Origin of the sequence: Micromonospora sp. B11E3 (assembly GCF_039871625.1) — a bacterium.
Classification (GTDB): Bacteria; Actinomycetota; Actinomycetes; order Mycobacteriales; family Micromonosporaceae; genus Micromonospora.
Window position 1 is genome coordinate 69,322 of sequence record NZ_JBDPMC010000022.1, and the last position, 25,806, is coordinate 95,127.

General features: G+C 73.9%; 19 protein-coding genes, 1 pseudogene and 1 riboswitch. Of the genes and pseudogenes, 12 read left to right on the forward strand and 8 right to left on the reverse strand.

Annotated features, from left to right (window positions below; all coding sequences use genetic code 11):
* The first annotated feature begins 20 nt into the window (after window positions 1-20).
* The 4 genes from ABGB16_RS14185 to ABGB16_RS14200 all read left to right on the forward strand — a co-directional run bounded on the left by ABGB16_RS14185 (window position 21) and on the right by ABGB16_RS14200 (window position 11,423).
* Complete coding sequence (locus ABGB16_RS14185) at window positions 21-1,247, forward strand: DNA sulfur modification protein DndB (protein ID WP_347668498.1); 1,227 nt, start codon at window positions 21-23, stop codon at window positions 1,245-1,247.
* Between the two features lie 261 nt (window positions 1,248-1,508).
* Window positions 1,509-4,805: a hypothetical protein gene (locus ABGB16_RS14190; protein ID WP_347668499.1), complete on the forward strand. Its 3,297-nt coding sequence runs from the start codon at window positions 1,509-1,511 to the stop codon at window positions 4,803-4,805.
* Entirely contained in the window at window positions 4,802-9,736 is a 4,935-nt protein-coding gene (locus ABGB16_RS14195; RefSeq protein ID WP_347668500.1) for a DEAD/DEAH box helicase, read from the forward strand. Before ABGB16_RS14190 ends, ABGB16_RS14195 begins: the two co-directional genes overlap by 4 nt.
* Window positions 9,737-9,872: 136 nt before the next feature.
* Entirely contained in the window at window positions 9,873-11,423 is a 1,551-nt protein-coding gene (locus tag ABGB16_RS14200; protein WP_347668501.1) for an MDR family MFS transporter, read from the forward strand.
* Here ABGB16_RS14200 and ABGB16_RS14205 read toward each other — a convergent pair.
* Window positions 11,410-11,934 (reverse strand): N-acetyltransferase, encoded by a 525-nt coding sequence (locus tag ABGB16_RS14205; RefSeq protein ID WP_347668502.1) that lies wholly within the window; start codon window positions 11,932-11,934, stop codon window positions 11,410-11,412. The genes ABGB16_RS14200 and ABGB16_RS14205 overlap by 14 nt on opposite strands.
* A 196-nt stretch (window positions 11,935-12,130) precedes the next feature.
* On the opposite strand from ABGB16_RS14205, the gene ABGB16_RS14210 reads away from it, so the two are divergent.
* The 5 genes from ABGB16_RS14210 (at window position 12,131) to ABGB16_RS14230 (ending at window position 16,113) form a co-directional block, all read left to right on the forward strand.
* Entirely contained in the window at window positions 12,131-12,892 is a 762-nt protein-coding gene (locus ABGB16_RS14210; RefSeq protein WP_347668503.1) for a serine/threonine protein kinase, read from the forward strand.
* 95 nt (window positions 12,893-12,987) lie between these two features.
* A complete protein-coding gene (locus ABGB16_RS14215; protein WP_347668504.1) occupies window positions 12,988-13,407 on the forward strand; it encodes a MerR family DNA-binding transcriptional regulator in 420 nt (139 codons plus the stop codon).
* Complete coding sequence (modA, locus tag ABGB16_RS14220; RefSeq protein WP_347668505.1) at window positions 13,404-14,180, forward strand: molybdate ABC transporter substrate-binding protein; 777 nt, start codon at window positions 13,404-13,406, stop codon at window positions 14,178-14,180. The genes ABGB16_RS14215 and modA overlap by 4 nt, the downstream gene beginning before the upstream one ends.
* An 80-nt stretch (window positions 14,181-14,260) precedes the next feature.
* Window positions 14,261-15,031 carry an ABC transporter permease gene (locus ABGB16_RS14225; protein WP_347668516.1) on the forward strand — a complete coding sequence of 257 codons (771 nt, stop codon included), beginning with the start codon at window positions 14,261-14,263 and terminating at the stop codon, window positions 15,029-15,031.
* Window positions 15,013-16,113 (forward strand): ABC transporter ATP-binding protein, encoded by a 1,101-nt coding sequence (locus ABGB16_RS14230; RefSeq protein ID WP_347668506.1) that lies wholly within the window; start codon window positions 15,013-15,015, stop codon window positions 16,111-16,113. The genes ABGB16_RS14225 and ABGB16_RS14230 overlap by 19 nt, the downstream gene beginning before the upstream one ends.
* A 152-nt stretch (window positions 16,114-16,265) precedes the next feature.
* On the opposite strand, the gene ABGB16_RS14235 is transcribed toward ABGB16_RS14230, so the two are convergent.
* From ABGB16_RS14235 to ABGB16_RS14250, 4 genes are all read right to left on the reverse strand, one after another.
* Window positions 16,266-16,892: a hypothetical protein gene (locus tag ABGB16_RS14235; protein WP_347668507.1), complete on the reverse strand. Its 627-nt coding sequence runs from the start codon at window positions 16,890-16,892 to the stop codon at window positions 16,266-16,268.
* 113 nt (window positions 16,893-17,005) lie between these two features.
* The gene (locus ABGB16_RS14240) at window positions 17,006-17,749 is read right to left on the reverse strand and encodes an amino acid ABC transporter ATP-binding protein (RefSeq protein WP_347668508.1); all 744 of its coding nucleotides are present in this window, start codon (window positions 17,747-17,749) and stop codon (window positions 17,006-17,008) included.
* Window positions 17,746-18,552: an amino acid ABC transporter permease gene (locus ABGB16_RS14245; RefSeq protein WP_347668509.1), complete on the reverse strand. Its 807-nt coding sequence runs from the start codon at window positions 18,550-18,552 to the stop codon at window positions 17,746-17,748. The genes ABGB16_RS14240 and ABGB16_RS14245 overlap by 4 nt, the downstream gene beginning before the upstream one ends.
* 34 nt (window positions 18,553-18,586) lie before the next feature.
* Complete coding sequence (locus tag ABGB16_RS14250; RefSeq protein WP_347668510.1) at window positions 18,587-19,483, reverse strand: ABC transporter substrate-binding protein; 897 nt, start codon at window positions 19,481-19,483, stop codon at window positions 18,587-18,589.
* A gap of 247 nt (window positions 19,484-19,730) precedes the next feature.
* Window positions 19,731-19,842, reverse strand: a riboswitch (SAM riboswitch).
* Window positions 19,843-20,116: 274 nt separating this feature from the next.
* Here ABGB16_RS14250 and ABGB16_RS14255 point away from each other — a divergent pair.
* On the forward strand, window positions 20,117-21,154 hold the full coding sequence (locus ABGB16_RS14255; protein WP_347668511.1) for a LacI family DNA-binding transcriptional regulator: 1,038 nt from the start codon (window positions 20,117-20,119) through the stop codon (window positions 21,152-21,154).
* A 185-nt stretch (window positions 21,155-21,339) separates the two neighbouring features.
* Here the strand turns inward: ABGB16_RS14255 and ABGB16_RS14260 are convergent, their stop codons facing one another.
* The gene (locus ABGB16_RS14260) at window positions 21,340-22,473 is read right to left on the reverse strand and encodes an N-acetylmuramoyl-L-alanine amidase (protein ID WP_347668512.1); all 1,134 of its coding nucleotides are present in this window, start codon (window positions 22,471-22,473) and stop codon (window positions 21,340-21,342) included.
* A 239-nt stretch (window positions 22,474-22,712) separates the two neighbouring features.
* Between ABGB16_RS14260 and ABGB16_RS14265 the strand changes: the two genes are divergently transcribed.
* On the forward strand, window positions 22,713-23,615 hold the full coding sequence (locus ABGB16_RS14265; RefSeq protein WP_347668513.1) for an SPFH domain-containing protein: 903 nt from the start codon (window positions 22,713-22,715) through the stop codon (window positions 23,613-23,615).
* Between the two features lie 279 nt (window positions 23,616-23,894).
* Entirely contained in the window at window positions 23,895-25,112 is a 1,218-nt protein-coding gene (locus ABGB16_RS14270) for an MFS transporter (RefSeq protein ID WP_347668514.1), read from the forward strand.
* Window positions 25,113-25,145: 33 nt separating this feature from the next.
* Here the strand turns inward: ABGB16_RS14270 and ABGB16_RS14275 are convergent, their stop codons facing one another.
* Together ABGB16_RS14275 and ABGB16_RS14280 are read right to left on the reverse strand one after the other, a co-directional pair.
* Window positions 25,146-25,562 carry a YchJ family metal-binding protein gene (locus ABGB16_RS14275; protein ID WP_347668515.1) on the reverse strand — a complete coding sequence of 139 codons (417 nt, stop codon included), beginning with the start codon at window positions 25,560-25,562 and terminating at the stop codon, window positions 25,146-25,148.
* Window positions 25,563-25,681: 119 nt separating this feature from the next.
* A pseudogene (locus ABGB16_RS14280) lies at window positions 25,682-25,806 on the reverse strand (phytochelatin synthase); the annotation flags it as partial.

Genomic DNA, 25,806 nt, shown 5'->3' on the forward strand with positions numbered 1-25,806 from the left:
CCCCTCAGGAGGGCCTCTTCGTGTCCATCGCCATGCCGACCGCCGCCGTCGAGGGCATCCAGCTGACCGTCATCCCCTTCCGCGCCGACGCGGTGATCGGCACGATAGGGCTGCCGGCGCTCCTGCAGCTCGTTCCCTCGCCCAAGCTGGAGGAGGACAAGCGGGCGATGAAGTTCTCGCCGGGGGCGATGCGCCGCCACGCCGAGATCCGCGCCCTCGTCCAGCGCACCCTCAAGTCGACCCAGAAGGGCCGCAACGTCGCCGGCTACGCCCGCTACATCGCTTCCGGCATCAACGGCGACTTCGGCTCGGGCTGGTCGACCCCGCCGATCACGCTGTGGCTGGCCGGCGAGCCCGGCGCCGTCAGCGAGGAGCTGATCGAGGGCAGCGGCATCCGCAGGATCACCCTGCTGGCCGGCGCGCCGGTCGTGGCGATCGACGGCGAGACCCAGGTGACCGCCCTGCACGAGCTCTACGACGACCCGGAGGAGTTCGGCACCACGTACGAGGCGCTCGGCAAGGTCCGGCTGCCCTTCGAGCTGTACTGGGGCCTGGGCGTCGAGGACGCCCGCCAGATCTTCTACGACCGCAACGTCGAGGGCGTGCCGGTGGCGAAGAACCTCGCCATGTCCATGGACCAGCGGGACGTCGGCACCCAGCTCGCGCACCGCGTGGCCGAGGCCGTCAAGGTCGAGCACGACGGCCGGATCGTCTCCCTCAGCAAGCTGGTGCAGGCCCGCAAGCGGCAGCTCACCAGGACCGACCCCGAGCTGATCACCCTCTCCGCGCTGCGGGTGCTCGTCATCACCACCGTCTACGGCAGGGGCGGGCTCGCGATGTCCTCCGCCACCGTCCGCGACACCGACCTTCCCGACGGGGTGAGCGCCGAGCAGCTCCAGCGCCGGGTCGTGCCGCTGCTGTCGAACCTGCTCACCCAGCTCTACCCGCACCTCGCCGCCCGGTCCGCGGCCTCCGCCCCGGCGGTGCTGGCCGGCATCGGCATCGCCGCCCACCAGGCCACCGGCTGGGCCACCTCGGGCGTCCCGCTCACCGAAGCCGACCTGATGGACCTGCTCGCCGACATCCGGTGGGAACGGCAGGCCCGCTACTGGGACGGCGTCGCCGCCAGCGCCAACGCCGCCGGTGTCCTCAACTTCGGCGGCGGCGCCAAGGACTCCGGCGGGCGCGTCGCCGACGCCATCCTCTACCCCGACACCGAGAGCGGCCGCAAGATCCGTGGCCGGTAGCTGTTCTCGCCGGCTCAGCACCGCCGCTGAGCCGGCGACCCCTGAGACGTGTGGGTCGCGCCGCCCGCCGGACGGCGCGACCACTCGTCACACCCACGTCATCATCGCGGCCCTGCTCGGCGCCGAGCATCTCGCCGACATGCTCGGCGGCACGGCACCGCGCAGGCCCCAGCAGAGCTCGTCAGGTACTGCTCACCTTGTGTCGGCAAGCAACCACTCGCATAGTCGCTCCACGGCTTCGGCCACTTCTTGAGGGGAAGAATGTCACAAGCCTCGGAGTTCCTTCGCGACAGGGAACACGCTTGGGCCCCCGCCCTGTCCGCCGTCTCCCTCGCCGCCGAGTTGGGCGTCCCGGAAGACGAGGCCAGGCAGGCGATCCGCGCCCTCGGTCGGGTCTGCGCCGGCACGAGTTCGTACGACCGCCGCTGGCTGCTGACCAACCGGTACCCGGCATGCCTGGTCGTCGGTCTGGCCGGTGTCGGCGCGATCGGGTACGAGCATGGCAACTACTGGAGCGCGGTGCACGAGTTGGCACTCGGGCGCGTCGACCAGACCCTGTGGGGCGAGGTGTTCCGCGCCAACCTCGACCGGTTCAAGCTGGCCCGATTCCCGGGGCTGCCGCAGATCAACGTCGGCGAGATCCTCATGCACGCCGGGGTGCCCGCATACTGCATCAGCGACCTGCTGAACCTGCTGCTGCATCGGCTCGTCCGCGACCCGGGCATGTCCGCGGAACACTTCCTGGCATGGGCGCTCACCCCGGGCCGGGAGTCCCGCCTGTTGCAGCTGGACAAGCCCGTGCAGCGGTTCCTGCAGTACGGCGGTGACTACGCCGAGGACCTGCTCGACCGCTGCCTGGACCTGCTGGACCGGCTCCGCCAGCCGGCGTTCCACGCCGACGGGCTCGGGCTGCCCGCACACCTGATCACGAAGGCCCAGCGGCTCGCCGAGGCGGGCCAGCTCGACTGGACCGCGACCGCGGACCGCACCCACTCCGGCCACCGCACCACCCACTTCCGCCCATACCTGGAGCTTGAGCCCTTCGGCCGGGGGCTCCTGGTCCGGTTGCCTGCGGTGCCCGACGCCGCGGACGGCCATGTCGTGTGGCACGTGCGTGTCGACGACGCGGCGCAGACCGTCGTCAGCCGGTCCATGTGGCCGGGAGTGCGGGAGACCGCACCCGCGACGGCGCTGACCATCGCCCGTCCCGCCCGGCACCTCGTCGTCGAACTCGCCACGTACGACCAGGAGTACGAGATCGAGCTCGTCGACCAGCGGGACCCGCTGCTGGTGTTCACCGACGACGGCCGACGCCTGCCGGCGACGTCCAGCCTGCCACCGGAACCCGTCTGGCTGCTCTACCCGCAGGAGAACGACGCCCGGGCCCCGCTGGAGCTGCACGTCACCGGCGAGCTTGGCGACCTCGGCGACGTTCCCGCCCCGTACGGCTGGCTCGGCTGGACCCTCCGCCGCGTCGACCTCACCCACACCTCCGAGCTGCGCCTGGGCGACGGCGCGCCACGACGGGTCAAGGGGGCTCGGCGCGCGCAGCTGCGCCTCGACCCGCCCCTGGCCGGCGTATTCAACCCCGCCGGCGCCCCGGTGGTCGCCGCCGCGCCGGCGCTGACCCTACCGACCGAGCTTGGCGTTGCGACCGAGTGGTCCATCCGCATCCGCAGGGGCTCGGAGCAGCTGTTCTCCGAGGCCGTCACCGTCACCCGGGACACCACCGTCGACCCGTGGCAGCGGCTGCCCCGCCCCCTCGTGGGTACGTACGAGGTGACCGTCCGCGGGCCCCTGGGCCGTGGGTTGTCCCGCACCCTCGAACTGGCCGAGGGGCTGAACGCCCGATCCAACCCCTCCTGGCGGGAGATGCGGGCCGACGGCCTGGAACCGGCGGCCGTGCGCGCCACCCCGACCCTGCACCACCTGACCGTCACCCCGACAGAGGCGCGGCTCGGGTCGAAGGACCTCGCCGCCGAGGTGCGGCTCGACAGCCCCGCCGGAGCGGCCACTGTGCGGGTGACACCGGCGCACATGGCGGTCCAGCGGCTCAGCGGCGGCACCCGCGCCGACTGGTCGCTGCAGCCGCTGCGCCTGGACACCGAAACGATCGGCGAGGGCGAGCTGCTGGTGCGGCTTCCCCACGTGACCGACGCCCAACTCGTCGTCAAGGCCGCCGGGCGGGAGCTGCAGACCGTTGCCACCGGCGCCACCTACGGGCAGCCACTGGCGCGGTTCTCCCTCGCCGCCATCGCGGACACCGTCGGCGTGCACGGCATCGCCCAGCTCGACGTGCGCGTCAACGGGCAGGACATTCCCGTCGCCCGCTGCACTCCGCGCCGCCTCGCCAGCTCCGTGCTCGTCGAGGACGACCGGCTGCACCTGGTCGGCGGGGTGTACGCCGACGGCCTCGTCGCCGGGCTGTACCAGGTGTACGCGCCGTGGCGTCCGCCGCACGTGGTGTCCCTGCACCGTGACCTGATCAGCGATTCGCTTCCATCGGAGGTCACGGCCGCCGGGCCGCTGGTGGCGCTGCTGCGCGTCGAGGACCCGTGGGTGCCGGCGGAGTGGCCCGACTGGCCCGGCGCGGAGAACGCCTTCGACATCGCCGACCGCGAGTGGAAGCCCAGCGCACATGACGGCGCCGAGGACGCCGTGTCGGGCTACCTGGCGGGGCTCGACGACCTGCCCGACCGCCCGGACATCGCGCCGCTGCTGATCGACCTGTATCACCGCGCGGACGACCTGCGCGGGAGGGTGACGCGTGACGTCCGGGGTGCCTGCACCGGGCTTCGCCAACATCCCGGGCCGACCCTCACGGCGCTGACCAGGACCACGACCTCGGCCGACCGGCTGGTCGCCCCGCTCGTGCACTCGGGCCTGATCGCCGCGCCGCCTCGGGAGTACGTCGGCGAGCGCGACGAGCTCAGGCTGTGGGGGATCAGCGCGCTGGCCGGCATGCTCGCCAGCGCTCATCGCCTCGGCGTCCGGGACGAGCAGCTGCGCGAGCAGATCTCGGCGGTCTGCGGCGACGTGGCGCTGCGCATCCTCGACGGCGGGGACGACCCCCATCGCATCGTGGGCCGTTTCGACGAGTCCGCCCTGCGGCTCGCCGCGCTTCCCGTCGAGATACGCGACCAGATGTGGCGGGCGATGCGAATCGTGCCGGGCGGGCTGCTCGACGCCGACGAGCGCGTGACCGCCGCCCGGCACCTGTTCGAGGTGCGGATCCGGCCAGGCCTCGGCCGGGTCTCAAGCGCCGCGAGGGACCTGCTCCTCGACTCTCGCCAACAGCTGCACGCCGGCGGCGGGACACGGGTGACGGAGGCGGTGCGGGCGCGCAACCCGACGAGCGGTTGGCAGGCTCTGCCCGCCGTGTCACTCGCCCTGGCGTTCGTGGCACGGCTCGCCGCCCGAGGACACGACGGCTGCGCCCGGCTGCTGCCGCGCACCCTGCCCGCGCACGCGACGCTCGCCCGCAGCGCACCCCGCCTCGTCACCATCGACCTTCTGCTAGCCGAGTTCATCCTGATCGGATCCGGAGTTGCCCGATGATCCTCGACCCCATCGCCACCAGCGACGCCATCGTCGCCACGTACCGGCGCTACCTGCGGACCTTGGTGGAGCCGAGGGACCCGCGGCTGGCGGCGGCGCTGGACGGCGCGATCAGCGACGCGATCAACCAGGAGCTCACCAAGGGGCCGCTGCTGGAGGCGACGCCGCCGTACGTCACCTCGTCCACCCCGCGCCAGCTCATCGAGGCTGGTGTCCTGGCCCCCGGCATCGCCACGCTCGGCGCCGGCCTGGACCTCGACCGCCCGTTGTACCGGCATCAGGAACGCGCGATCCGCAAGGCCGCCGCCGGGCGCAACCTCGTCGTGGCGACGGGCACCGGCTCCGGTAAGACGGAGAGCTTCCTCCTGCCGATTCTCAACCGGCTCATGGCCGAACGCTCGGCCGGCACGCTCGGCCCGGGCGTCCGGGCGCTGCTGCTCTACCCGATGAACGCGCTCGCCAACGACCAGATGAAGCGACTGCGCGGCCTGCTGGCCGAGGCCCCGGACATCACCTTCGGCCGGTACACGGGGGAGACGCGGCAGACCCGCCGGGAGGCCGTCGAGGTCTTCGAGCGGCAGCACCCGGACGAGCGTCCCTTGCCGAACGAGCTGCTCAGCCGGGAGGAGATGCGGCAACGGCCGCCGCACCTGCTGCTGACCAACTACGCGATGCTCGAATACCTGCTGCTGCGGCCCCTCGACATGGACCTGTTCGAGGGGGAACACGCCGGGCACTGGCAGTTCATCGTCGTCGACGAGGCGCACGTCTACGACGGCGCCCGCGGGGCGGAGTTGGCCATGCTGCTGCGCCGCCTGGTCGACCGGGTCAACGCGGACCGGCCCGTCCAGTGCATCGCCACCAGCGCGACCGTCGGCGGCGACATGCGGGCGGTCGCCGACTTCGCGGCCGCCCTGTTCCCGGCCCCGTTCGAGTTCGACGCGCACGACGAGACCCGGCAGGACGTCGTCACCGCCGACCGGGTCGCGCTCCCGTCCGGCCCGGAATGGGGACCCCTGCCCGCTGCCGCGTACGGCGAGCTCCTGCACGCCGCCGACCCCGCCCGCGCCGTTCTCGACCGGGCCCGGGAGCACGGCCACGTCACCGACGACCCTGCGGAGGCCCTGGCCCACGAGCAGCGGGTCCGCCGGCTCAAAGCGCTCCTCGCCCACGAGCCGGTGCCGCTGCCGCAGGCGGCGACCGCACTGTTCGCCGACGGCGACCAGTCGGCCCTCGCCGCGCTGGTCGCCCTCGCCAACAGCGTCCACGACCGCGACGGCTCCCCGGTGCTCTCCGCCCGCTACCACCTGTTTGCCCGGGCCACCGAAGGTGCCTTCACGTGTCTGGGGCGCCACGGCCCGCACGTCAGCCTGACCCGACACGAGCGGTGCGAGCGGTGCTCCGACGCCGCCTTCGAGTTCGGCACGTGTCGCCGCTGCGGCACCGTCTACCTGTCGGGCACGCTGGAGCGGGTCGGCGCCCACGCCGTCTTCCGCTCCCGCCGCTCCCGCGACGAGCAGCAGGTGTGGATGGCGTTGGCCGACGTGGTGACCACGGACGAGGACGAGGAGGAGACGACGTCGGGCGGCCGGCGCGGTGCCGCGGGCGAGCTCGGTAGCTTGTGCGGTCGCTGCGGCGTCTTCCAGACCGGCCCGGCGGCCACCTGCCCCCGCTGCCCCGAGTCGCCCATGCGTCAGGTGCGGTTCCTGCGGCACCGCACCGACGAGCTCACCGCGTGCCTGGCCTGCGGGGGGCGCGGTGCCGGCCTCGTCCGGCTCTTCGCCAGTGGTAACGAGGCCTCCGCCTCCGTTCTGGCCACCGTGCTGTACCAGAAGCTGCCCGTGGCACCCGATCCCGTGCAGCAGGGGCGCAAGGGCGGCGGGCGCAAGCTGCTGCTGTTCAGCGACAGCCGGCAGTCCGCCGCGTACTTCGCCCCGTACCTGGAAGACTCCTACGAGCGGATGCAGCGCCGGCGGCTGCTGCACGAGGGCGCCTCGGCCGCCGCGAAGGCCGACGACGAGGTCCGGCTGGAGGACGTGGTCTACCACACCGGCCGGGCTGCCGACCGGTACGGCGTCTTCGACCGCCGGCAGTCTCGACAGGCCCGGGAACGGCAGGTCGCCCTCTGGGCGCAGGTCGAGGTCGTCGGCGTGGACGAACGCAACTCGCTCGAAGGCCGAGGTCTGCTCGTCTGGGACATGCTTCGCGACCCGACCTGGACGGCACCGCAGCCGCTGCTCGACCTCGGCCTCACCGCCGACGAGGCCTGGGCGCTCGTCGGTGAACTGGTTCGGTCGATCCGCCTGCAGGGCGCGGTCGCGGCGCTCGACGGCGTGGATCCCCGGGACGAGGCGTTCGAGCCGCGCCTCGGGCCCATCTACGTTCGCGGCACCGGCGCGGACCGCCGCCGCAAGGTGCTGAGCTGGCTGCCCGCCAAGGGCGTCAACCGCAGGTTCGACTACCTGCGCAGGCTGCTCGACCGGCTCGGTCACCCGACGGATCCCGTGCGGATCCTGGACGGCGTCTGGCACCTGCTGACGAAGGGGCAGCAACGGGAGTGGTTGCTCTCCACCACCGAGCCCGGCATCGGTCAGGTCTACCAGCTCGATCCCGCCCTGATCACCTGCACCCCGGTCACCGGCGACACCGTCCTGTGGCAGTGCGCGACCTGCCGCCGGCTCACTCCGTTCCACGTGCGCGGCACCTGCCCCACCATGGCCTGCGATGGGATGCTCGAACGCTGGAGCCCACCGGCCGCCGAGGTGGACACGGACCACTACCGCAACGTGTACCGCGACATGAAGCCGGTGCCGCTGCGCGTGTTGGAGCACACCGCGCAGTGGACCAGCGAGCGGGCCGCGGAGATCCAACAGCAGTTCATCCGCGGTGAGGTGAACGCGCTGTCCTGCTCGACGACCTTCGAACTCGGTGTCGACGTCGGCGAGTTGCAGGCGGTCATGCTGCGCAACATGCCGCCCACCACCGCCAACTACGTCCAGCGCGCCGGCCGCGCCGGCCGGCGGGCCGCCGCCGCCGCGCTCGTCGTCACCTACGCCCAGCGGCGCTCGCACGACCTGTCCCGCTTCGCCGAGCCGAATCGGATGATCGCCGGTGAGGTCCGGGCGCCCTACGTGCCCCTCGACAACGTCCGTATCGACCGCCGTCACGCCCACTCCGTCGCGCTCGCCGCGTTCTTCCGGCACCAGTTCCGCACCCACGGCACCGTGTGGCGCACGGCGGGGGAGTTCCTGCTGCCCGACGACACCGGCACGGCTCCCGTCGCGCTGGTCCGCGACTTCCTCACCCCGGTGCCCGCCGCCGTCACGGACTCGCTGCGGCAGGTCCTGCCCCCCGACGTGCGGGAGATCATCGGAGTGGACACCGCCGCCTGGGTCGAGCACCTGCTCGACCTGCTCGAGTCCGTCCGGGCCGAGCTGCAGCAGGACGTCGACACCTATGAGCAGAAGCGGCAGGAGGCGTTCGCCGCGCGTCACGACGACAAGGCCGCCCGCTACAGCCGCGTCATGAGGACCATCACCGATCGGGACCTGCTCGGGCTCCTCGCCAACCGCAACGTCCTGCCCAAGTACGGCTTCCCGGTGGACACCGTCGAACTGCGACTTACGTATGCCGACGCCCAGAACGCCCGGCAGCTGGAGCTGTTCCGCGACCTGTCCTCCGCGATCTACGAGTACGCGCCCGGCGCCGAGGTGGTCGCCGGTGGCTTGACGTGGACGTCGGCTGGCGTCTACCGACTCCCTGGGCGGGACCTGGAGCGACGGTATTACGCCGTGTGCGACGGCTGCGGCCACTACCGCGACTCCATCGATCGCCTGGATCCGGGGTGCCCCGCCTGTGGGGCACCGTTGACCGGCGCACCCCGCCAGTACGCCGTCCCGGTCTTCGGGTTCGTCGCCGCCCCCCACAGCGCGCGGCGGCCCACCCACGCCCCGCGCCGAACCTGGCACGGCGCGACCCACGTCGTCTCGCCCGGCGCGGAACTCTACGAAGACAAGCTGGATCTGGCCGGTGGCACCGTCACCATCCGGGCCGGCGCCCGGGGTGAGCTCGTCGCCATCAGCGACGGAGCAGCCGGTCGGGGCTTCCTCATCTGCGCCACGTGCGGCTACGGGCACTCGGCGATCCAGGGGCTGACCACCCACCAGAGTCCGCTCAGCGGCCGGGAGTGCAGGGGCCGGATGGAACACCTGTCGCTGGCCCACAAGTACCAGACAGACGTCCTCGAACTGAGCGTCGAGGGTGCTGCCGCCCACGGCTTGGACGACAGCGCCTGGCGGTCCGTGGCGTACGCCGTGGTGGAGGGGGCGGTCATCGCCCTTGAGATCAGCCGCGACGACATCGACGCGACGCTGTATCAGACCGAGGCGGGACGCAGCGTCATCATGCTCTATGACACGGTGCCCGGCGGCGCGGGGCACGTGCAGCGGATCGCGGAACGACTGCGCGAGGTGCTCGACCAGGCGACGCGCCGGGTGCGCGACTGTGAGTGCGGCCCCGAGACGAGCTGCTACCGGTGCTTGCGTGTCTTCCGCAACGAGCGCTATCACGAGCAGCTGCGCCGTGGCGTGGCCGCCGACGTGCTCACCCGGCTGCTCGGCAAGCCCGACCGATCTCGGGTCGGCGCTCTGCGGGTGAGCCTCGCCGACGTCACCCCTGCCCTGGCCGCGACGCGGCGGTTTCTGGTCGACGAGGCACCAGGGGAGGTGTTCGAGCCGGTTGTGCCCGGCCAGCTCGATCTCTACGAGGGACGCGTCGTCCTGGCGGCGCGTGGCGGCAAGGCCGGCGTGGGACGGCTGTGGCTGCGGCGCGACGGCGCAGGCGTGATCGGTGCGGGATTGCAGGCGGCAGCCGGGGCGCCGCTCGAGGACGGGCCCGACGAGCTGACCCTGGTGGGGGTCGCCGTGCTCTGACAAGTTCGGCCCGCCGTGGCGTCCTGGCGCTTCGCGGTGACGTGGGTCTCATCCCGTCCATCGCCGCCGGGGATTCGTTAGCGGGGCGAAGCAGTTAGTCTCCGATTCATCCCTACCCTCCAAAGGAGAGGCCCGGTTGGCGACGACACCGACGGCGGACGCCCCGACAGGCGTCGGGCTGCGGTCCGAGCGTGGTCCCGTGCTCGGCGCGATCATGCTCTGCATCGGCCTGGTCGCCGTCGACGCCACGATCATCGCCACCGCGGTGCCGTCCATCGTCCGCGACCTGGGCGGCTTCTCCCAGTTCCCGTGGCTGTTCTCGATCTATCTGCTCACCCAGGCGGTCACCGTGCCGCTGTACGGCAAGTTCGCCGACTCGCTGGGCCGCAAGCCGGTGATGTTCTTCGGCATCGCCATGTTCCTGCTCGGCTCGGTCCTGTGCGGCGTCGCCTGGAGCATGCCCGTGCTGATCGTCGCGCGCGCCGTGCAGGGGGTCGGCGCCGGCGCCGTCTCACCGGTCAGCATGACGATGGTCGGCGACCTCTACACCGTCGAGGAACGGGCCCGGGTGCAGGGATACCTGGCCAGCGTCTGGGCGGTCGCCTCCGTGCTCGGCCCCACCCTGGGCGGGGTCTTCTCCGACTACCTGTCGTGGCGGTGGATCTTCTTCGTCAACGTGCCGCTCGGGGCGGTCGCGGCGGTGGTGCTGGCCCGCCAGTTCTCCGAGCGGGTGACCCGCAGCAGGCACAAGGTCGACTACGCCGGGGCCGCCCTGCTCACGGGCGGGTTGTCGTTGCTCATCCTGGGGCTCCTCGAAGGGGGAGTGGCCTGGCCCTGGGCCTCCGTCCCGACCTCGGCGATCTTCGTGACCGGCGCGGTCCTGCTCGTCGCGTTCGTCTTCGTGGAACGGCGCGCCGCCGAGCCCGTGCTGCCGCTGTGGGTGTTCCGTCGCCGCACGCTCGTCGGCGGGAACCTCGCCTCGCTGGTCGTCGGGGCCGTGACGATCGGGTTGAGCTCGTACCTGCCGACCTACGCCGAAGGCGTGCTCGGGACCAGCGCGCTGGTGGCGGGGTTCGCGTTGGCGGCGCTCACGATCGGCTGGCCGATTGCGGCCACCCTCTCCGGGCGCGTCTACCTCCGGATCGGCTTCCGGGACACCGCGCTCATCGGCAGCGTGTTCGTCATCGGCGGCACGGCGCTGATCTCGCTGCTGGCGGCGGACTCGCCGCTGTGGATGACCGCGGCGGGGGCCTTCGTCGTCGGCGTCGGGCTCGGCCTCGCCGCCAGTCCGACGCTGGTCGCCGTGCAGTCCGTGGTCGGGTGGGAACGCCGGGGCGTGGTCACCGGCACCAACATGTTCAGCCGCTCGCTGGGCAGCGCGGTCGGCGCCGCGGTGTTCGGCGCGATCGCCAACGCCACCCTGGCCGCCCGGTTCGCCGAGCCGCCCGCCGACGTCGCCGGGCGGATCCCCGCCGACGCGGACGCCAGCAGCCTCGTGGTCGGCGCGCAGACCATGGCACCGGCGGTGGCCGAGTACGTCCGCGACTCGCTGTACGACGCGACGCACCACGTCTTCCTCGCGCTGGTCGTGGTGGCCGTGCTCGGCGTGGGCGTCCTGCTGCTGATGCCGCGGCGCAGTGAACCGCTGACGTTCGACCGGACGGAGCAGCCCGTCAGAGGTCGTTGAACGGCTGCGCGTACGTGAACTCGCCGCGGATCGACGGGCGCCACGCGGTGAGCGGGCGGGCCTGGAAGTATCGCGGCCCCCAGGGCTGCGGCGGCGTGACGCCGAGGTCGACCGCCGGGCGGAACCCGAACCGCGGGTAGTAGTCGGGGTGGCCCAGCAGCACCACCAGCGGCTCGTCCAGCGCGTCGGCCGCGCCGAGCACAGTGTGCGTCAGCGCGCTGCCGACCCCGCGCCCCTGCCACGCGGGCAGTACGCCCAGCGGCCCCAACCCGAGTGCGACCGGCTCGCCGGCCACCCACCCCCGCGTGCACACCACGTGCCCGACGACCTGCCCGTCCGGGTCGGTGGCGACCAGCGACAGCGCGGGCAGCCACGCCTCGCTGGCGCGCAACGCGTCGACCAATCCCACTTCCACCGGTACGTCGCCCGGGGCGTCCGCCTTGGCGAACGCCGCGCCGTGCACGGCCCGGATCGCCGCGACGTCCTCGCCCGTCTCCCGCCTGATCAACACGCCCGCCACCATAGGCCGCCCCGGCCCGCCCCGCCTCTCATAAACGACCGGCCGGCCGGCACGGGGTTGATCAAGAGGTTTCCGTCGTGAGGCCGGCGAGAGACGACGCAAACCTCTTGGTCAACGAAGCGAGGGGTCAGCGCGGCGCACCGCAGCCGGCGGCGGGCGGCCGGTGCGGGGCCGGTAGGGTGGCCCGGTGCGGGTTCCCGAGCCCGAGGAGGCGTTCGTCGTCTTCGACGACCAGGACTCCGGCTGCCTCTCGTACGGTGTGCAGGTGGACGGCCGGCGGTGGTTCGTGAAGCGGCCCCGTACGCCCGCCGCCGCCGCGTCCCTGGCCCGCGCGCTCGGGCTGCACGCCGCCGTACGGCACGCCGCGATCGTGCGTCCCGAGGTCGTCCTCGACGGCACCGACGGTCCCGTCCTGGTGTACCCGTGGCGGGCGGGGACCGTACTCAACCGCGCCACCGTCCACGGGTCGGACCGGATGGGGCTGGCCCGGTTCCAGACCCTGCCCCTGCCCGAGGCGCGGGCGGCGCTGGCGACGGTCCTCGACGCGCACGTCGCCGTCGCCGCCGCCGGGTACGTCGCGGTGGACCTCTACGACGGCTGCCTGCTGTACGACTTCGACGCGCACCGCATGCGCCTGGTCGACCTGGACGAGTACCGGCCGCAGCCGTTCCTGCTCGCCTCCGACCGGTTGCCCGGCTCCCGCCGGTACATGGCGCCGGAGGAGTTCGCGCGGGGCGCGCGGATCGACCACCGGACGACGGTGTTCGCGCTCGGCCGCGTGCTGCACCACCTGCTCGACTCGCCGGGCGGGTGGCGGGGCACCGCCGGCGAGCGGGCGGTGGTGGACCAGGCGATCCGGCCGGACCCGGACGACCGGTACCCGGAGCCGGCCGCCCTGGCCCAGGCGTGGGCGGAACAGGAGTACGCGACGGCCGAACTGTTGCCCTGAGGCCGCATCCGCTAGCCCCGCGCCCGCCGAGCCCGGGCGGATGCTGGTCGGTTCGGGGGATGCGGGCCGCACCTGCGGCCCGGTAGGGTGCCCGTGTGACCGTGTTCCGGATCGGCGAGGCGGCGGAGCTGCTCGGCGTCAGCACCGACACCGTGCGGCGTTGGATCGACGCCGGCCGGCTGGCCGCGGCCCGCGACGAGCACGGGCACCGGGTCGTCGACGGCGTCGACCTGGCCGGGTTCGTCCGCGCCGCGGCCGTGGCCCCCGACGGACAGGCGGAGTTCTCCTCGGCCCGCAACCGGCTGCGCGGCATCGTCACCGCCGTGGTCAAGGACGCCGTCATGGCCCAGGTCGACATCCAGGCCGGGCCGTTCCGCGTCGTGTCGCTGATGAGCCGCGAGGCGGTCGACGACCTCGACCTGCGGGTCGGCTCGGTGGCCGTGGCGGTGATCAAGTCGACGACGGTGGTGGTGGAGCGGCCGGCGTCCGCACCCAGGGGAAGGAGCGGCGCGTGACCGCGAGATGGGGTTCGCTGGCTGCCGCCCTGGTGCTCGTGCTCGCCGGGTGCGCCGAGACGCCCCGCCCGGCCGCGCCCGGCGACGGGGTGCGCGGCCCGGTCACCGTGTTCGCGGCGGCGTCGCTGACCGAGACGTTCACCCGGCTCGGCAAGGAGTTCGAGGCCGACCACCCCGGCGCCACCGTCACGTTCAGCTTCGCCGGCAGCTCCGCCCTGGCCACGCAGATCAACCAGGGCGCCCCGGCCGACGTGTTCGCCGCCGCCTCGCCGGCGACCATGGCCACCGTCGCCGCCGCCGGCAACGCCGACGGCGCCCCCACCACCTTCGCCCGCAACCAGCTCGTCGTCGCCGTGCCGAAGGGCAACCCGGGGCGCGTCGGGGGGCTGGCCGACCTGGCCCGCCCCGGCGTGAAGGTCGCGCTCTGCGCCGAGCAGGTGCCCTGCGGCGCGGCGGCCCGCACGGCCCTCGACGCCGCCGGGGTGTCGCTCACCCCGGTCACCCTCGAACAGGACGTCCGGGGCGCACTGGCGAAGGTGCGCCTCGGCGAGGTCGACGCCGCGCTGGTCTACCGCACCGACGCCACCGCCGCCGCGTCCGAGGTGGACGCCGTGGAGTTCCCCGAGTCCGCCCGCGCCGTCAACGACTACCCCGTCGTGGTGCTCCGGCACGCCGGCAACCGGGCCGCGGCGCGGGCGTTCGTCGCGTACGTCCTGTCCGACCGGGGGCGGGCGGCGCTCACCGCCGCGGGCTTCCAGGCCCCCGGGTCCTGACCCCGGTGGCACGCCCGACCGCGCCGCCGGCGCCGCCCGAGGGGCGCGCCGGCGTCGGCCGCCGCGCCCGCGGCGCGCGGGTGCCGCTGGCGTTGTTCGTCCCCGCCGGCCTCGGCCTGGCCTTCCTCGTCCTGCCGCTGCTGGGGCTGCTCGCCCACACCCCCTGGGCGGAACTGCCGCAGCGCCTCGCCGCCCCCGGGGTGCTCGCGGCGCTGCGGCTGTCCCTGCTCACGGCCACCCTCGCCACGCTGCTCTGCCTCGCTCTCGGCGTACCGCTGGCCTGGCTGCTGGCCCGGGTGCCGTTCCCCGGCCGCCGGCTGGTCCGGGCGCTGGTCACGGTGCCCCTGGTCCTGCCGCCCGTGGTCGGCGGGGTGGCCCTGCTGCTGGTCTTCGGCCGCCGCGGGCTGCTCGGCGGCTGGCTCGACGCCACCCTCGGCGTCACGCTGCCGTTCACCACCGCCGGGGTGGTGCTGGCCGAGGCGTTCGTGGCCATGCCGTTCCTCGTCATCGCCGTCGAGGGCGCGCTGCGCGGCGCCGACGCCCGCTACGAGGAGGCCGCCGCCACCCTCGGCGCCGGCCGGTGGACCACGTTCACCCACGTCACCCTGCCGCTGGTCGCCCCCGGCGTCGCGGCCGGGGCGGTGCTGTGCTGGGCGCGCGCCCTCGGCGAGTTCGGGGCCACCATCACGTTCGCCGGCAACTATCCGGGCCGCACCCAGACCATGCCCCTGGCCGTCTACCTCGCCCTGGAGACCGACGTGGAGGCCGCGATCGTGCTCAGCCTGGTCCTGCTCACCGTCTCGGTGGCCATCCTCGCCGGGCTGCGCGACCGGTGGATCGCCGGCCCGTGACCGCCGCCGACCCGCCGCTGCTGGACGCCCACCTGGTCGCCGACCGGGGCGCCCTCCGCCTCGACGTGCCGCTGCGCGCGCACGCCGGCGAGGTGGTCGCGCTGCTCGGCCCCAACGGCGCGGGCAAGACGACCGCCCTGCGCGTCCTGGCCGGCCTGCACCCGCTGAGCGCCGGTCACCTGACCCTCGGCGGGGCCGACCTCGACCGGCCCGACCGGCGGGTGTGGACCCCGCCGGAGCGCCGCCCCGTCGGGGTCGTCTTCCAGGACTACCTGCTCTTCCCCCACCTGAGCGCGCTCGACAACGTCGCCTTCGGGCCCCGCCGGCGCGGTCTCGACCGGCGGGCCGCCCGGGCCCACGCCCTGGCCTGGCTCGGCCGGGTCGGCCTCGCCGAGCAGGCCCGCCGCCGGCCCCGGCAGCTCTCCGGCGGGCAGGCCCAGCGGGTCGCGCTCGCCCGCGCCCTCGCCGTCGACCCGACCCTGCTGCTGCTCGACGAGCCCCTCGCCGCCCTCGACGCCCGCACCCGGCTGGACACCCGCGCCGAGCTGCACCGCCACCTCGCCGCCCACCCGGGCGCGGCCGTGCTGGTCACCCACGACCCGCTCGACGCGCTGGTGCTCGCCGACCGCCTCGTGATCGTCGAGGAGGGCCGGGTCGTGCAGGAGGGCGACGCGGCCACCGTCACCGCGCGGCCCCGCACCGAGTACGTGGCCCGGCTCGTCGGGCTGAACCTGCACCGCGGCCACGCCGACGGCCACGCCGTCCGGGTCGGCGGGCTGGCCCTCACCGCCGCCGACCGGGTGCGTGGGGACGCCTTCGTCGCGTTTCCGCCCGCCGCCGTCGCCCTGCACCCCGCTCGGCCCGACGGCTGTGCCCGCAACACCTGGCCCGCCACCGTCAGCGGGGTGCAGCGCCACGGCGACAACCTGCGCGTCCAGCTCGACGGGCCGCTCCCGGTGGCCGCCGACGTCAGCCCGACCGCCGCCGCGCGGCTGCGCCTCGTCCCGGGCCAGCCGGTGTGGGCGGCGGTCGAGGCCGCCGAGACCCGCGCCTACCCGGCCGGCCCGCCGCCGCGTGCCTGACCGGCCGGGCGGTCACGGCCGCCCCTGTTCCGTCCCAGTGACGTTGCCTTGACGAGTCGGCGCTGACCCGCGTCGCAGCGACCAGTGCTTCGAGGCGACGGACGGTGTGGCCGAGCGTCTCGGCCGCGTGCCGAAGCGTCGCCAGGGCTCGGTCAGGCCTTCTCGAAGGTGATGCCCCGCCGGCCGACCGACACCTGCCTCTCCACCACGGTGCCTTCCCCGGCGGTGTACCAGCAGAAGAACGGCGTCGTGCCGAAGGGGAACACCGCCTGGTCGGGCATCGCGGCGTCGCACATCGCGGTGCCCGGCCGGGCGTTGTTGTTGGCTGCTTCGCTGCTCCACAGCCAGCCCACGTTCGTCCGGGACAGCACGCCGACCGAGGCGACGGCGGACCAGGTCATGTACTGGTCGGCGATCGAGGCGGTCACGTCCATCGGCACCGCGAGGTCGTCGAACCTCACCGTGCACTTCGCCTTCACGCTGCCGGTGATGAACTTCTTGTCGCAGGTCACCGACGTGTGCGCCGGCGCGCCGGCCTGGTTCAGCACCTGTTGTTGCAGCTCACGCATGATTTTCGCGTGCGGTGTACCGGGAGCGCCGTAGTCCGTGGGCGTGGCGGGGCCGTCGGCGGTGTACGGGTGGGCGCTCGACACCAGCCGGCCGGGCCGGGGCGGCGCGGCCGGCGACGAGGAAGGTGCGGTCGCGGCCGTGTCGGGACCCGAGCAGGCGGCGAGGGCAAGTAGCAGCAGCGGTCCGAGGCTCGCACGGAAAGGGCGCATCTGGTCAGGGTATCGAGGAACACCGCCATGACCGGGGGCCTGCCGCAGCGGGGCCTACAGCCCTCCGTGGCACCCGGCTGGTCAGGCGGGTGCTTGGCTGACCGCGTACTCGGTCAGAGCACCTGGGAGAGGAAGCGGCGCAGCCGCGGGTGCTCGGGGTGCTCGAAGATCGCGGCGGGTTCGCCGGCCTCCAGCACCACGCCGCCGTCCATGAACGCGACCGTGTCGGCGACCTCGCGGGCGAAGCCCATCTCGTGGGTCACCACCACCATGGTCATCCCGCCCGCCGACAGTTCGGCCATGATGCCCAGCACGCCCTTGACCAGCTCCGGGTCGAGCGCCGACGTCGCCTCGTCGAAGAGCATCACCTGCGGCTGCAACGCCAGCGCCCGGGCGATCGCCACCCGCTGCTGCTGCCCGCCGGACAGGTGCGCCGGCCGGGCGTCGGCCTTGCCGGCCAGCCCGACCCGCTCCAGTTGGGCGCGGGCCACCTGCGCGGCCTCGTCGTCGCCGAGGCGCCTGATCCGGCGCAGCGCCAGGGTGACGTTGCGCAGCACGGTCATGTGCGGGAACAGGTTGAACTGCTGGAAGACCATGCCGACCCGCTGGCGCAGCGCGTCCGGGTCGTCGCCCAGCACGCTGCGCCCGTCCAGCAGCACGTCGCCCCGGTCGGGCTCGAGCAGCCGGTTGATGGTGCGCAGCAGCGTGGACTTGCCGGAGCCGGACGGGCCGATGACGCAGGCCGTGCCGCCCCGGGCGACGTCCAGGCTCGCGCCGCGCAGCACCCGGTTGGCGCCGAAGGCGAGGTGCACGTCCCGGACGCTCAGGCTGACCGGCGCGCTCGTGGCGGTGCTCATCGGTGCTCCCTCCCTGCCGGGCCGCCGACGGCAGCCTCCCCGGGCAGCGCGGTCTCGCCGGCCAGCGCCAGCCCGCCGTCGTCGTCGGCCGCGGCGGCCGGGCGCCCCTGCCGCAGCCGCCGGTCGATCCAGTTGACCGCGTGGGTCAGCGGCACGGTCAGCGCCAGGTAGAACAGGCCCGCCAGCAGCAGTGCGGACTCGTTGCCGGTGTTCGCCGCGTGGTCCTGCCCGATCCGGAACAGCTCCCGCTGGCTGGCGACGAGGCCGAGGAAGTAGACCAGGCTGGAGTCCTTGATCAGCGCGATGAGCTGGTTGACCCACGCCGGCAGCACGCGGCGCACGCCCTGCGGGATGATCACCAGCCGCATCGCCTCGCCCCAGGAGAAGCCCAGCGCCCGGGCGCCCTCCAGCTGCGCGGCCTCCACGCTCTGGATGCCGGACCGGAAGATCTCCCCGATGTACGCCGCGGCGATCAGCGACAGCGCCAGGATGCCCAGCGGGTACGGGTTGGGACCCCACACCTGCATGCCCAGCGGCGCCAGCCCGACGCCGATGAGCAGGATCGTCGCCGCGGCGGGCAGCCCCCGGAAGACGTCGGTGTAGACCCGGGCCGGCCAGCGCAGCCACCGGGTACGGGAGATGCCGGCCACGGCCAGCAGAATGCCCAGCAGCGAGCCGAGCAGGGCGGCCGAGATCGCCAGGATCAGCGTGTTGGGCAGCCCGACCGTCAGCATCTCGGGCAGCGCCGCGCGCATCGAGTCCCAGTCGAAGAACGTCTCCCACAGGGTGCTCAGTGGATCCATCGTCCCGTCCGTCCCGCTCGCTCGTCACGTACCGTCAGGAAGCCGCCGAGGCGGACGCCGACGGCGCGGCCGTCCCGGACGGCTCGGTCGCCGCCGACGGGACCGGCACGGTGCCGCTGCCCGGCTTGAAGTCGGCCGGGATCGGGCGGCCCGGGTAGTACTGGGCCTGCAGCCGGCTCCAGGTGCCGTCGGCGATGACCTCGTCGAGGCCCTTGTTGAGCGCCTCGCGCAGCTTGTCGTTGCCCTTGGCCACCGCGTACGCGGTCGGGGCGGGGCTGAGCTGCTTCGCCGCCACCTTGATCTTGCCTCCGCTGTCGGCGGCGGTCTTCTCGCCGATCTCGGCCGGGGCGATCCACGCGTCGGCGGTGCCTGCCTTGAGCTGGTTGAGCGCGCCGTTGTAGTCGGGCACCCGCACCGGGTTCAGGTTCTGCCCGGTGGCGTAGTCGTCCTGCACGGTGCCCTGCACGACCACGACCCGCTTGCCCGCGAGCTGGTCGAAGCCGGTGATCGAGGAGCCGGCCGGGACGTCGAGGCCGAAGTAGCCGAAGTCGTAGCCGTTGCCGAAGTCGACGGTCTTCTTCCGCGCCTCGGTGATGGTGATCGACGAGCTGCCGACGTCGAACTTGTGGTTGTTGACCTGCGACAGCAGTGCGGAGAAGTCGGTGCCGACGAACTCCACCTTCAGGCCGATCTTCGCCGCGACCGCGGTGAGCAGGTCGTTGTCGAAGCCGGTGAACTTGCCGTCCTTCAGGTAGACGTTCGGCGGGGCGTCGGTGAGCGTGCCGGTGCGCAGCACGCCGGCCTGGAGCAGGCCGTACGGGTTGTCCGCCGCGTTCGGGGCGTCGTCGCCGCAGGCGGTCAGCGCCCCGGCGGCGAGGACGGCGGCGGCGCCGAGGGCGGCGACCTTGGTCAGGGCAGGAAGGAATCGCACAGGTGTCTCCTGGATCGGGGAAACGGCGCGCCGCCGACCGCCGAGGACGGCGTCGGGTGGGCGTACCGGGAGGGGTTGCCGGAAGGGGGCGCTCAGCGCGAGGTGCGGCGACAGCCGGCGCTGCACATTCGCATCAGGTCCACGTGCCGGCGCCTGACCAGCGCGACGCGGGGGAGCGGGGCTCCGGCCGGCGGGCGGAGGTGGTAGGCAGACATGGCTCTCCAGGGTCGGTGATGACCTGGGGACCAGGCCACGCTTGCACCGGTGACACTCCGGTGCCTGGTCTTCACCCGGGGCACCCCACCGCGGAGGAGGGTTGCCGGCCAGCGAGCCGGGGCTTGGCGCTGGCGCTCATGACCTGCACCGACAGTAACAGGGCACCCGGGCCGCCCGTCCAGCCGATATGACCACGCTCACGCGCTGTGACCGGACGGGTGGTCGGCGTCCACCGCCGGTAGCGCCGTACGTGGGCGAAAGGGCCTGGTCGCGGCTGGCGGAGACGTCTTCGTAACAGACCCTTGACCCCGTCGTCGGCGGACCCGCAGACTCCCCCGGAAACGTTTACGGGTTGCAGGCGGAGGTGCCGGGGGGCGTGGGTCGTAAACGTCTACCCTCGGTGCCGGGCGGCCGGCAGTGCACACCGTCGCCGCCCGCGCCGGCGTCTCGATCGCCTCGGCGTCCCGGGTGCTCAACGGCGTGGGCGGCGGCCCGGAGACCGTCCGCAAGGTGCATGCCGCCGCCGAGGTCGGATACGTCCCGAACGCCGTCGCACGCTCGCTGCAGTCGCAGCGCACCGGCCTGGTCGCGCTCGCCGTCGAGGACCTCGGCAACCCGGTGTACGCGGCGATGACGCGGGCCGTCGAGGAGATCGTCGCCGCGTCCGGCCGGCAACTGCTGGTGCACGCCACGGGCGGCCGGGTCGACGACGAGCGCGCCCTGCTGCGCCGGCTGGCCAACCGCCACGTCGACGGGATGATCGCCTCGCTGATCCGGGTCACCGAGGAGCACCTGGCCGCCATCGGCGACAGTCCCGTTCCGGTGGTGGTGGTCGGTCGGCTCGGCGCCGATGCCGCCGTCGACAACGTCCGCACCGACTCCCGCGCCGGCGTGGCGTTGGCCGTGGACCATCTGCTCGCCGCCGGCCGGCGGCGGATCGGCTTCGTCAACGGCCCCCTCGACACGGTCCCCGGCGCGGCCCGCGCCGCCGGCTTCCGGGCCGCCCTCGCCGCGCGGGGCGTCGAGTTCGACGACCGCCTGGTCGAGGTGGGCGACTTCCGGTACGACGCGGGCCGCGCCGCCACCGAGCGGCTGCTCGCCCGGGCCCGCCCCGACGCCCTGCTCTGCGCCGACGTCCTCATCGCCGTCGGCGCCCTGCACGCCCTGCTCGCCGCCGGCCACCGGGTGCCCGACGACGTCGCCCTGGTCGGCATGGACGACACCGAACTGGCGCGGATGGTGTTTCCCCAGCTGTCCAGCGTCTCCCTCGGCTCTGCCGAGCGCGGTCGGCGCGCCGCCGAGCTGCTGCTGCAGCGGATCGCCGAACCCGGCCTGCCGCCCCGCCGCGAGCAGGTCCCGCCGCGCCTGGTCGTCCGCGCCTCCAGCGCCGCGCCGTCCGCCGTGCCCACGGTCGCGGTACCCGGGCCGCTGGAACTGGGGGCGCGTGGGCGCTGATCGCGCGCACCGCCCCGCGTACCCGCAGGTGGCGGCGTGCCCGCGGCGCGCGACCGCCCGACGCCGCCCGCGGGGCCACGCCGTCGAGCGCCGCAACCCGTCGGGGGGGCCCGGTCCTGCCCGGCCCGTCGCCCGCCGGAGCGGGCGGCGGCGCGGGTGACCCACCCACGCCGCCGCCCGCGGTGTCAGTCCGCCTGGAACGACGGGCGGACGACGCCGCCGACGAGTGCGCACCAGGTGTTCGTGTCGACCTTGCCGTTCGGCTCCAGGCCGTGCAGCCGCTGCAGGTCCTGGACGGCCTTCTTGGTGGCGTAGTCGAACTGGCCGCTCACGGCGACGTCGGCCCAGCCCTTCATGTTCAGCATGAACTGGGCGGCGCTGACCGGGGCGCCGGTGGCGTCCTTCTCCAGCTCCGGCGCCAGCGTCTCCCACGTCGGCGTGGTCAGCGTGGCGTCGACCTCGACCGGGATGCCGTTGCGGGCCTGCCAGTCCTGCACCGCCGCCACGGTCGCCGCGTCGAAGGCGCTGCTGACCGACAGGGTGTAGCCGCGGTGGGTGAGCAGGTACTGCACCACCCGCACCGAGGGGGAGCTGACGAAACGCCACAGGTCCGGCCAGCGGCGCGCCGGCACGTCCGCGAGGTCGGTGCCCAGTTCGCGGAACACGCGCCGGCGCAGCGTCGGGAACTGCGCGTAGAACGCCGCGCCGGGGCAGAGGGTGTTGCGGAAGTCCCAGTGGCCGAAGATGTCGTGGGCGTGCAGCCCGTACTGGCGGCAGATCGTCGTGCAGAGCCGCACCAGCGAGTCCAGCAGCGCCTGCGGGGGCGTCTCGGTGACGTACGTGCCCTCGTTCTCGATACCGATGGCCCGGCCGTTCTCGCCGGGGCAGTGCGCCGAGATCATCTGCCGGTCGCCGGCGGTCAGCCGTTCCAGGCTGCCGCGGCGGCCCTCCGTCACGTACCCGCCGCGGCTGACCGTGAAGTGCTGGCCGGTGTCCGACCAGCCGTTGCCGTCCATGTGCAGGTTCTGGCAGTCCCGGGCCAGCTTGATCGCCTGCTCGCGGGAGTAGTCGGTGACGTTCGGGAACGCCATGTGGTGCACGATGATCTTGTTGGTGGGGATGGCGCTGACCGACAGCGGGTCCTTCGGCGGGCGGGCGCCCCACTGGTCGCAGCTGATGATCCAGTCGAGGTCCGAATCGGAAGCGGCCCGCGCGGCGGTGGGGAACGCGAGTTCCGATCCGACGACGGCGACCGCGGCCGCGCCGAGCCCGGCCCGCAGCACCGTGCGGCGGTCCAGTTCGGAATGGTCGAGGTGCATGGCATCTCCTTCGTGGCCGATGGACGACCGGGGGTGAAAAGGAGCTACAGAGGGAAAGGCTGAGGTGGAGAATATTGCCACAGCCGGCGGAACGCCAGGGGTGGGTCGCTGGGGTCGGTGGCCGGTGCTCCGCGTGGGGCCCGACGGCCTCCGGCCGGTGCCGACCGGGACGAATGCCGGGCGGCATCGCGGGTATGCGCGGCGCCGGGAGGCGGGGGGCCTCCGGGATCGAGGGGGACATGGCAGTGGGCGCCGTCGTCGGCCTGGTCATCGTCGTCGTGCTCGCGCTGCTCCTGCTGTCGCTGAGCGTGCGCATGGTGCAGCAGTACCAGCGTGGCATCGTCTTCCGCTTCGGGCGGGTGCTGGACCGCGTCCGCGGGCCCGGCCTGCAACTGATCGTGCCGGTCGCCGACCGGATGGTGCGGGTGAGCATGCAGACGACGGTCATCGGCGTGCCCGCGCAGGGCGTCATCACCCGGGACAACGTCACGCTGACCGTCGACGCGGTCGTCTACTACCGGGTGGTCGACCCGGTGAAGGCGTTGGTCAACGTGCGCGACTACCCGGCCGCGGTGCTCCAGGTGGCGCAGACGGCGCTGCGCTCGGTGATCGGCAAGGCCGACCTGGACACCCTGCTGCGCGACCGGGACCGGATCAACGCGGAGCTGAAGGCGGTCATCGACGCCCCGACCGAGAAGCCGTGGGGTCTGCTGATCGAGCGCGTCGAGGTGAAGGACGTGTCGCTGCCGGAGGGGATGAAGCGGTCCATGTCCCGGCAGGCCGAGGCCGAGCGGGAGCGCCGCGCCCGGGTGATCGCCGCCGACGGCGAGTTCCAGGCGTCCCGCCGGTTGGCCGACGCGTCCCGGGCGATGGCGGGCACGCCGGGGGCGTACCAGCTGCGGCTGCTGCAGACGGTGGTGGACGTGGCGGCGGAGAAGAACAGCACCCTGGTCATGCCCTTCCCGGTCGAGCTGCTGCGCTTCTTCGACGTGGTCGCCCGCCGGTCCGGTGCGGCGGCGGTGGGGCACGAGCCGGCCGCGGCGCCGGGGGCCGGCCCGTCCGGTACGCCCGAGCGGGAGCCCGCCGCGGCGCCGGGGGCCGAACGCGCCGACGGCCACCGTGGCGGCCCACCGGCCCGATGACCGGTCATCGGGCGCATCAGCCTGCCCAGTCCTGGCACCTAGTGTCCTAGGATGCGCTACGGGTTGTGTCGGGCGACACCAACCGCACGGTCGTGCACCGGCCCCGATCCCCACGAGAGGCCGTCCGGCGGGGAAGTGACACCGGCGTGGCGTCACGTGCCGCGCCGCCGGCCGAAACGGTCACGGACCCGGCGAGGTTGATCCGACGTTGACGACCGCTGCCGTGGGCCGCCGGGTACGCGTACCCCGGTGTCGGTCCGCGTCCCCGTGGAAGGTCCGATGGTTCTCATCTCCGCCCGCGCGCCCGACACCGCGGTCCGCCGGCTGACGGCCACCCTGTACGGCTACGCGTTCCTGTCCGACCTCGTCCTGCTCTATCCGCTGTACGCACTGCTGTTCAGCGACACCGGGCTGTCGGTGTGGCAGATCTCCTCCCTGTTCGCCGTCTGGTCGGTGGCCGGTTTTCTGCTGGAGGTCCCGTCGGGGGCGTGGGCGGACGCCGTCTCGCGCCGGCTGCTGCTGTGCATCGCGCCGCTGTGCGCCGGCGCGGGGTTCGCGCTGTGGGTGCTGCTGCCGTCGTATCCGGCGTTCGCGGCCGGCTTCGTGCTCTGGGGTGCGGGCGGGGCACTGCGCACCGGGGCCCTGGAGGCGCTCGTGTTCACCGAGCTGGACCGCGGGGGCGCGGCCGGCCGGTACGCCCGGATCATCGGCCGCGCCCGTACCGCCGAGGTGCTGGCGGTCATGGCGTCGATCGCGCTGGCGGGGCCGGTGTTCGCCTGGGGCGGGTACCCGGCCGTGGGGGCGGCCAGCGTGCTGGCGTGCCTTCTCGCCGCCGCCGTGGCCACCGGCTTCCCCGAGCACCGCGCGGCCGACGTGCCCGTCGGGCCCGCGGCGTGTGCCGCGCCCGGGAGGCAGGGGTGGTGGGGCTGCCTGCGGTCCGCCCTGGCCGAGGTCCGGGCCGATGCCCGCGTACGCGGGGCGGTGCTGCTGGTGGCGGTCGTGACCGCGGTGTGGGGCGCGGTCGACGAGTACGTGCCGTTGCTGGCCAGGGAGTCCGGGGTGGCGGAGTCCACGGTGCCGCTGCTGGTGCTGCTGGTCTGGTCCGGGGTGACCGTCGGCGGGCTGCTCGCCCCGGTGGGGGAGCGGTGGGGCCGGCGTGGCCTCGCCGGGCTGCTGGCGCTGGCCGCGTCGGCGCTGGCCGTCGGCGCGGGCGTCGGCCGGCCGGCGGGGTTCGTGCTGATCGCCGTGGCGTTCGCGGCGTTCCAGCTGGCGACCGTGCTGACCGGCGCCCGGTTGCAGGCGAGCATCACCGGGCCGGGTCGGGCCACGGTCACCTCGCTGGCGGGGATGGGCACCGACCTGACGATCGTGGGGGTGTACGGCGCGTACGGGCTGCTGGCCACGGCGGCCGGCAACCGCACCGCGTTCGTCTGGGCCGCCGTGCCGTACCTGGTGGTGGCGGCGCTGGTCGCCGCCGGCCGGCGGGCCCGGGGTTGACGTGCCGTCGGTGCGGCTCGCCGCCGTCGGGGCTCACTGCGGCTGCGCGTCCAGGTAGACCCACCGCCCGTCCTCCCGGACGAAGCGGCTGTGTTCGGTGAGCGTCCCGGGCCGGCCGCCCTGCCGGTAGTGGGCCCGGAACGCGACGGAGCCGGCGGTGTCGAACAGCCCACCGCGGTCGGTGCCGAGGATCTCCAGCCGGGTCCAGCGCTGGCCGGGGTCGAGGCGCAGCCGTGCCGGGCGGGTGCCGGAGTGCCAGCTGCGCAGCAGGTACGCGGCGTCGCCGACGGCGAACGCGCTGAACCGCGACCGCATGAGCGCCTCCGCCGTGGCGGCGTCGGCCTCGCCGCGGTGCAGCCGGCCGCAGCACTGCGGGTACGGCTGGCCGGCCCCGCACGGGCAGGGGCGGGTGGCCGGGTCCGCGTCGGCGCGGCTCTGTCGTTTCGCCATCCCTGCATCCTGCCGGGTGGCCGGTCCCGGGTACGCCGAAGGGCCCGGCCCCGTGGTGGTGGGGTCGGGCCCTTCGTGGTGCTGCCGCCTCGGGCGTCGCCACGTGCCCGCGCTGGTGGTCAGGAGGTGGCGCTGTAGCCGCGGGTGGCGATCCAGTCGGCGAGGTTGTCGATGCTCATCTGGTAGGAGGCCTGGTCGGGGTTGGCGGAGTCGGCGATGGTGACGGTGTGGCCGTTGTCGTGGT

Bases quoted from the DNA above. Each gene is read 5' to 3' on its own strand.
- ABGB16_RS14260 (WP_347668512.1), bottom strand. From the start codon at position 22,473: ATGCACCTCGACCATTCCGAACTGGACCGCCGCACGGTGCTGCGGGCC.
- ABGB16_RS14275 (WP_347668515.1), bottom strand. From the start codon at position 25,562: ATGGCGAAACGACAGAGCCGCGCCGACGCGGACCCGGCCACCCGCCCC.
- ABGB16_RS14265 (WP_347668513.1), top strand. From the start codon at position 22,713: ATGGCAGTGGGCGCCGTCGTCGGCCTGGTCATCGTCGTCGTGCTCGCG.
- ABGB16_RS14190 (WP_347668499.1), top strand. From the start codon at position 1,509: ATGTCACAAGCCTCGGAGTTCCTTCGCGACAGGGAACACGCTTGGGCC.
- ABGB16_RS14235 (WP_347668507.1), bottom strand. From the start codon at position 16,892: ATGCGCCCTTTCCGTGCGAGCCTCGGACCGCTGCTGCTACTTGCCCTC.
- ABGB16_RS14245 (WP_347668509.1), bottom strand. From the start codon at position 18,552: ATGGATCCACTGAGCACCCTGTGGGAGACGTTCTTCGACTGGGACTCG.
- ABGB16_RS14195 (WP_347668500.1), top strand. From the start codon at position 4,802: ATGATCCTCGACCCCATCGCCACCAGCGACGCCATCGTCGCCACGTAC.
- ABGB16_RS14270 (WP_347668514.1), top strand. From the start codon at position 23,895: ATGGTTCTCATCTCCGCCCGCGCGCCCGACACCGCGGTCCGCCGGCTG.
- ABGB16_RS14240 (WP_347668508.1), bottom strand. From the start codon at position 17,749: ATGAGCACCGCCACGAGCGCGCCGGTCAGCCTGAGCGTCCGGGACGTG.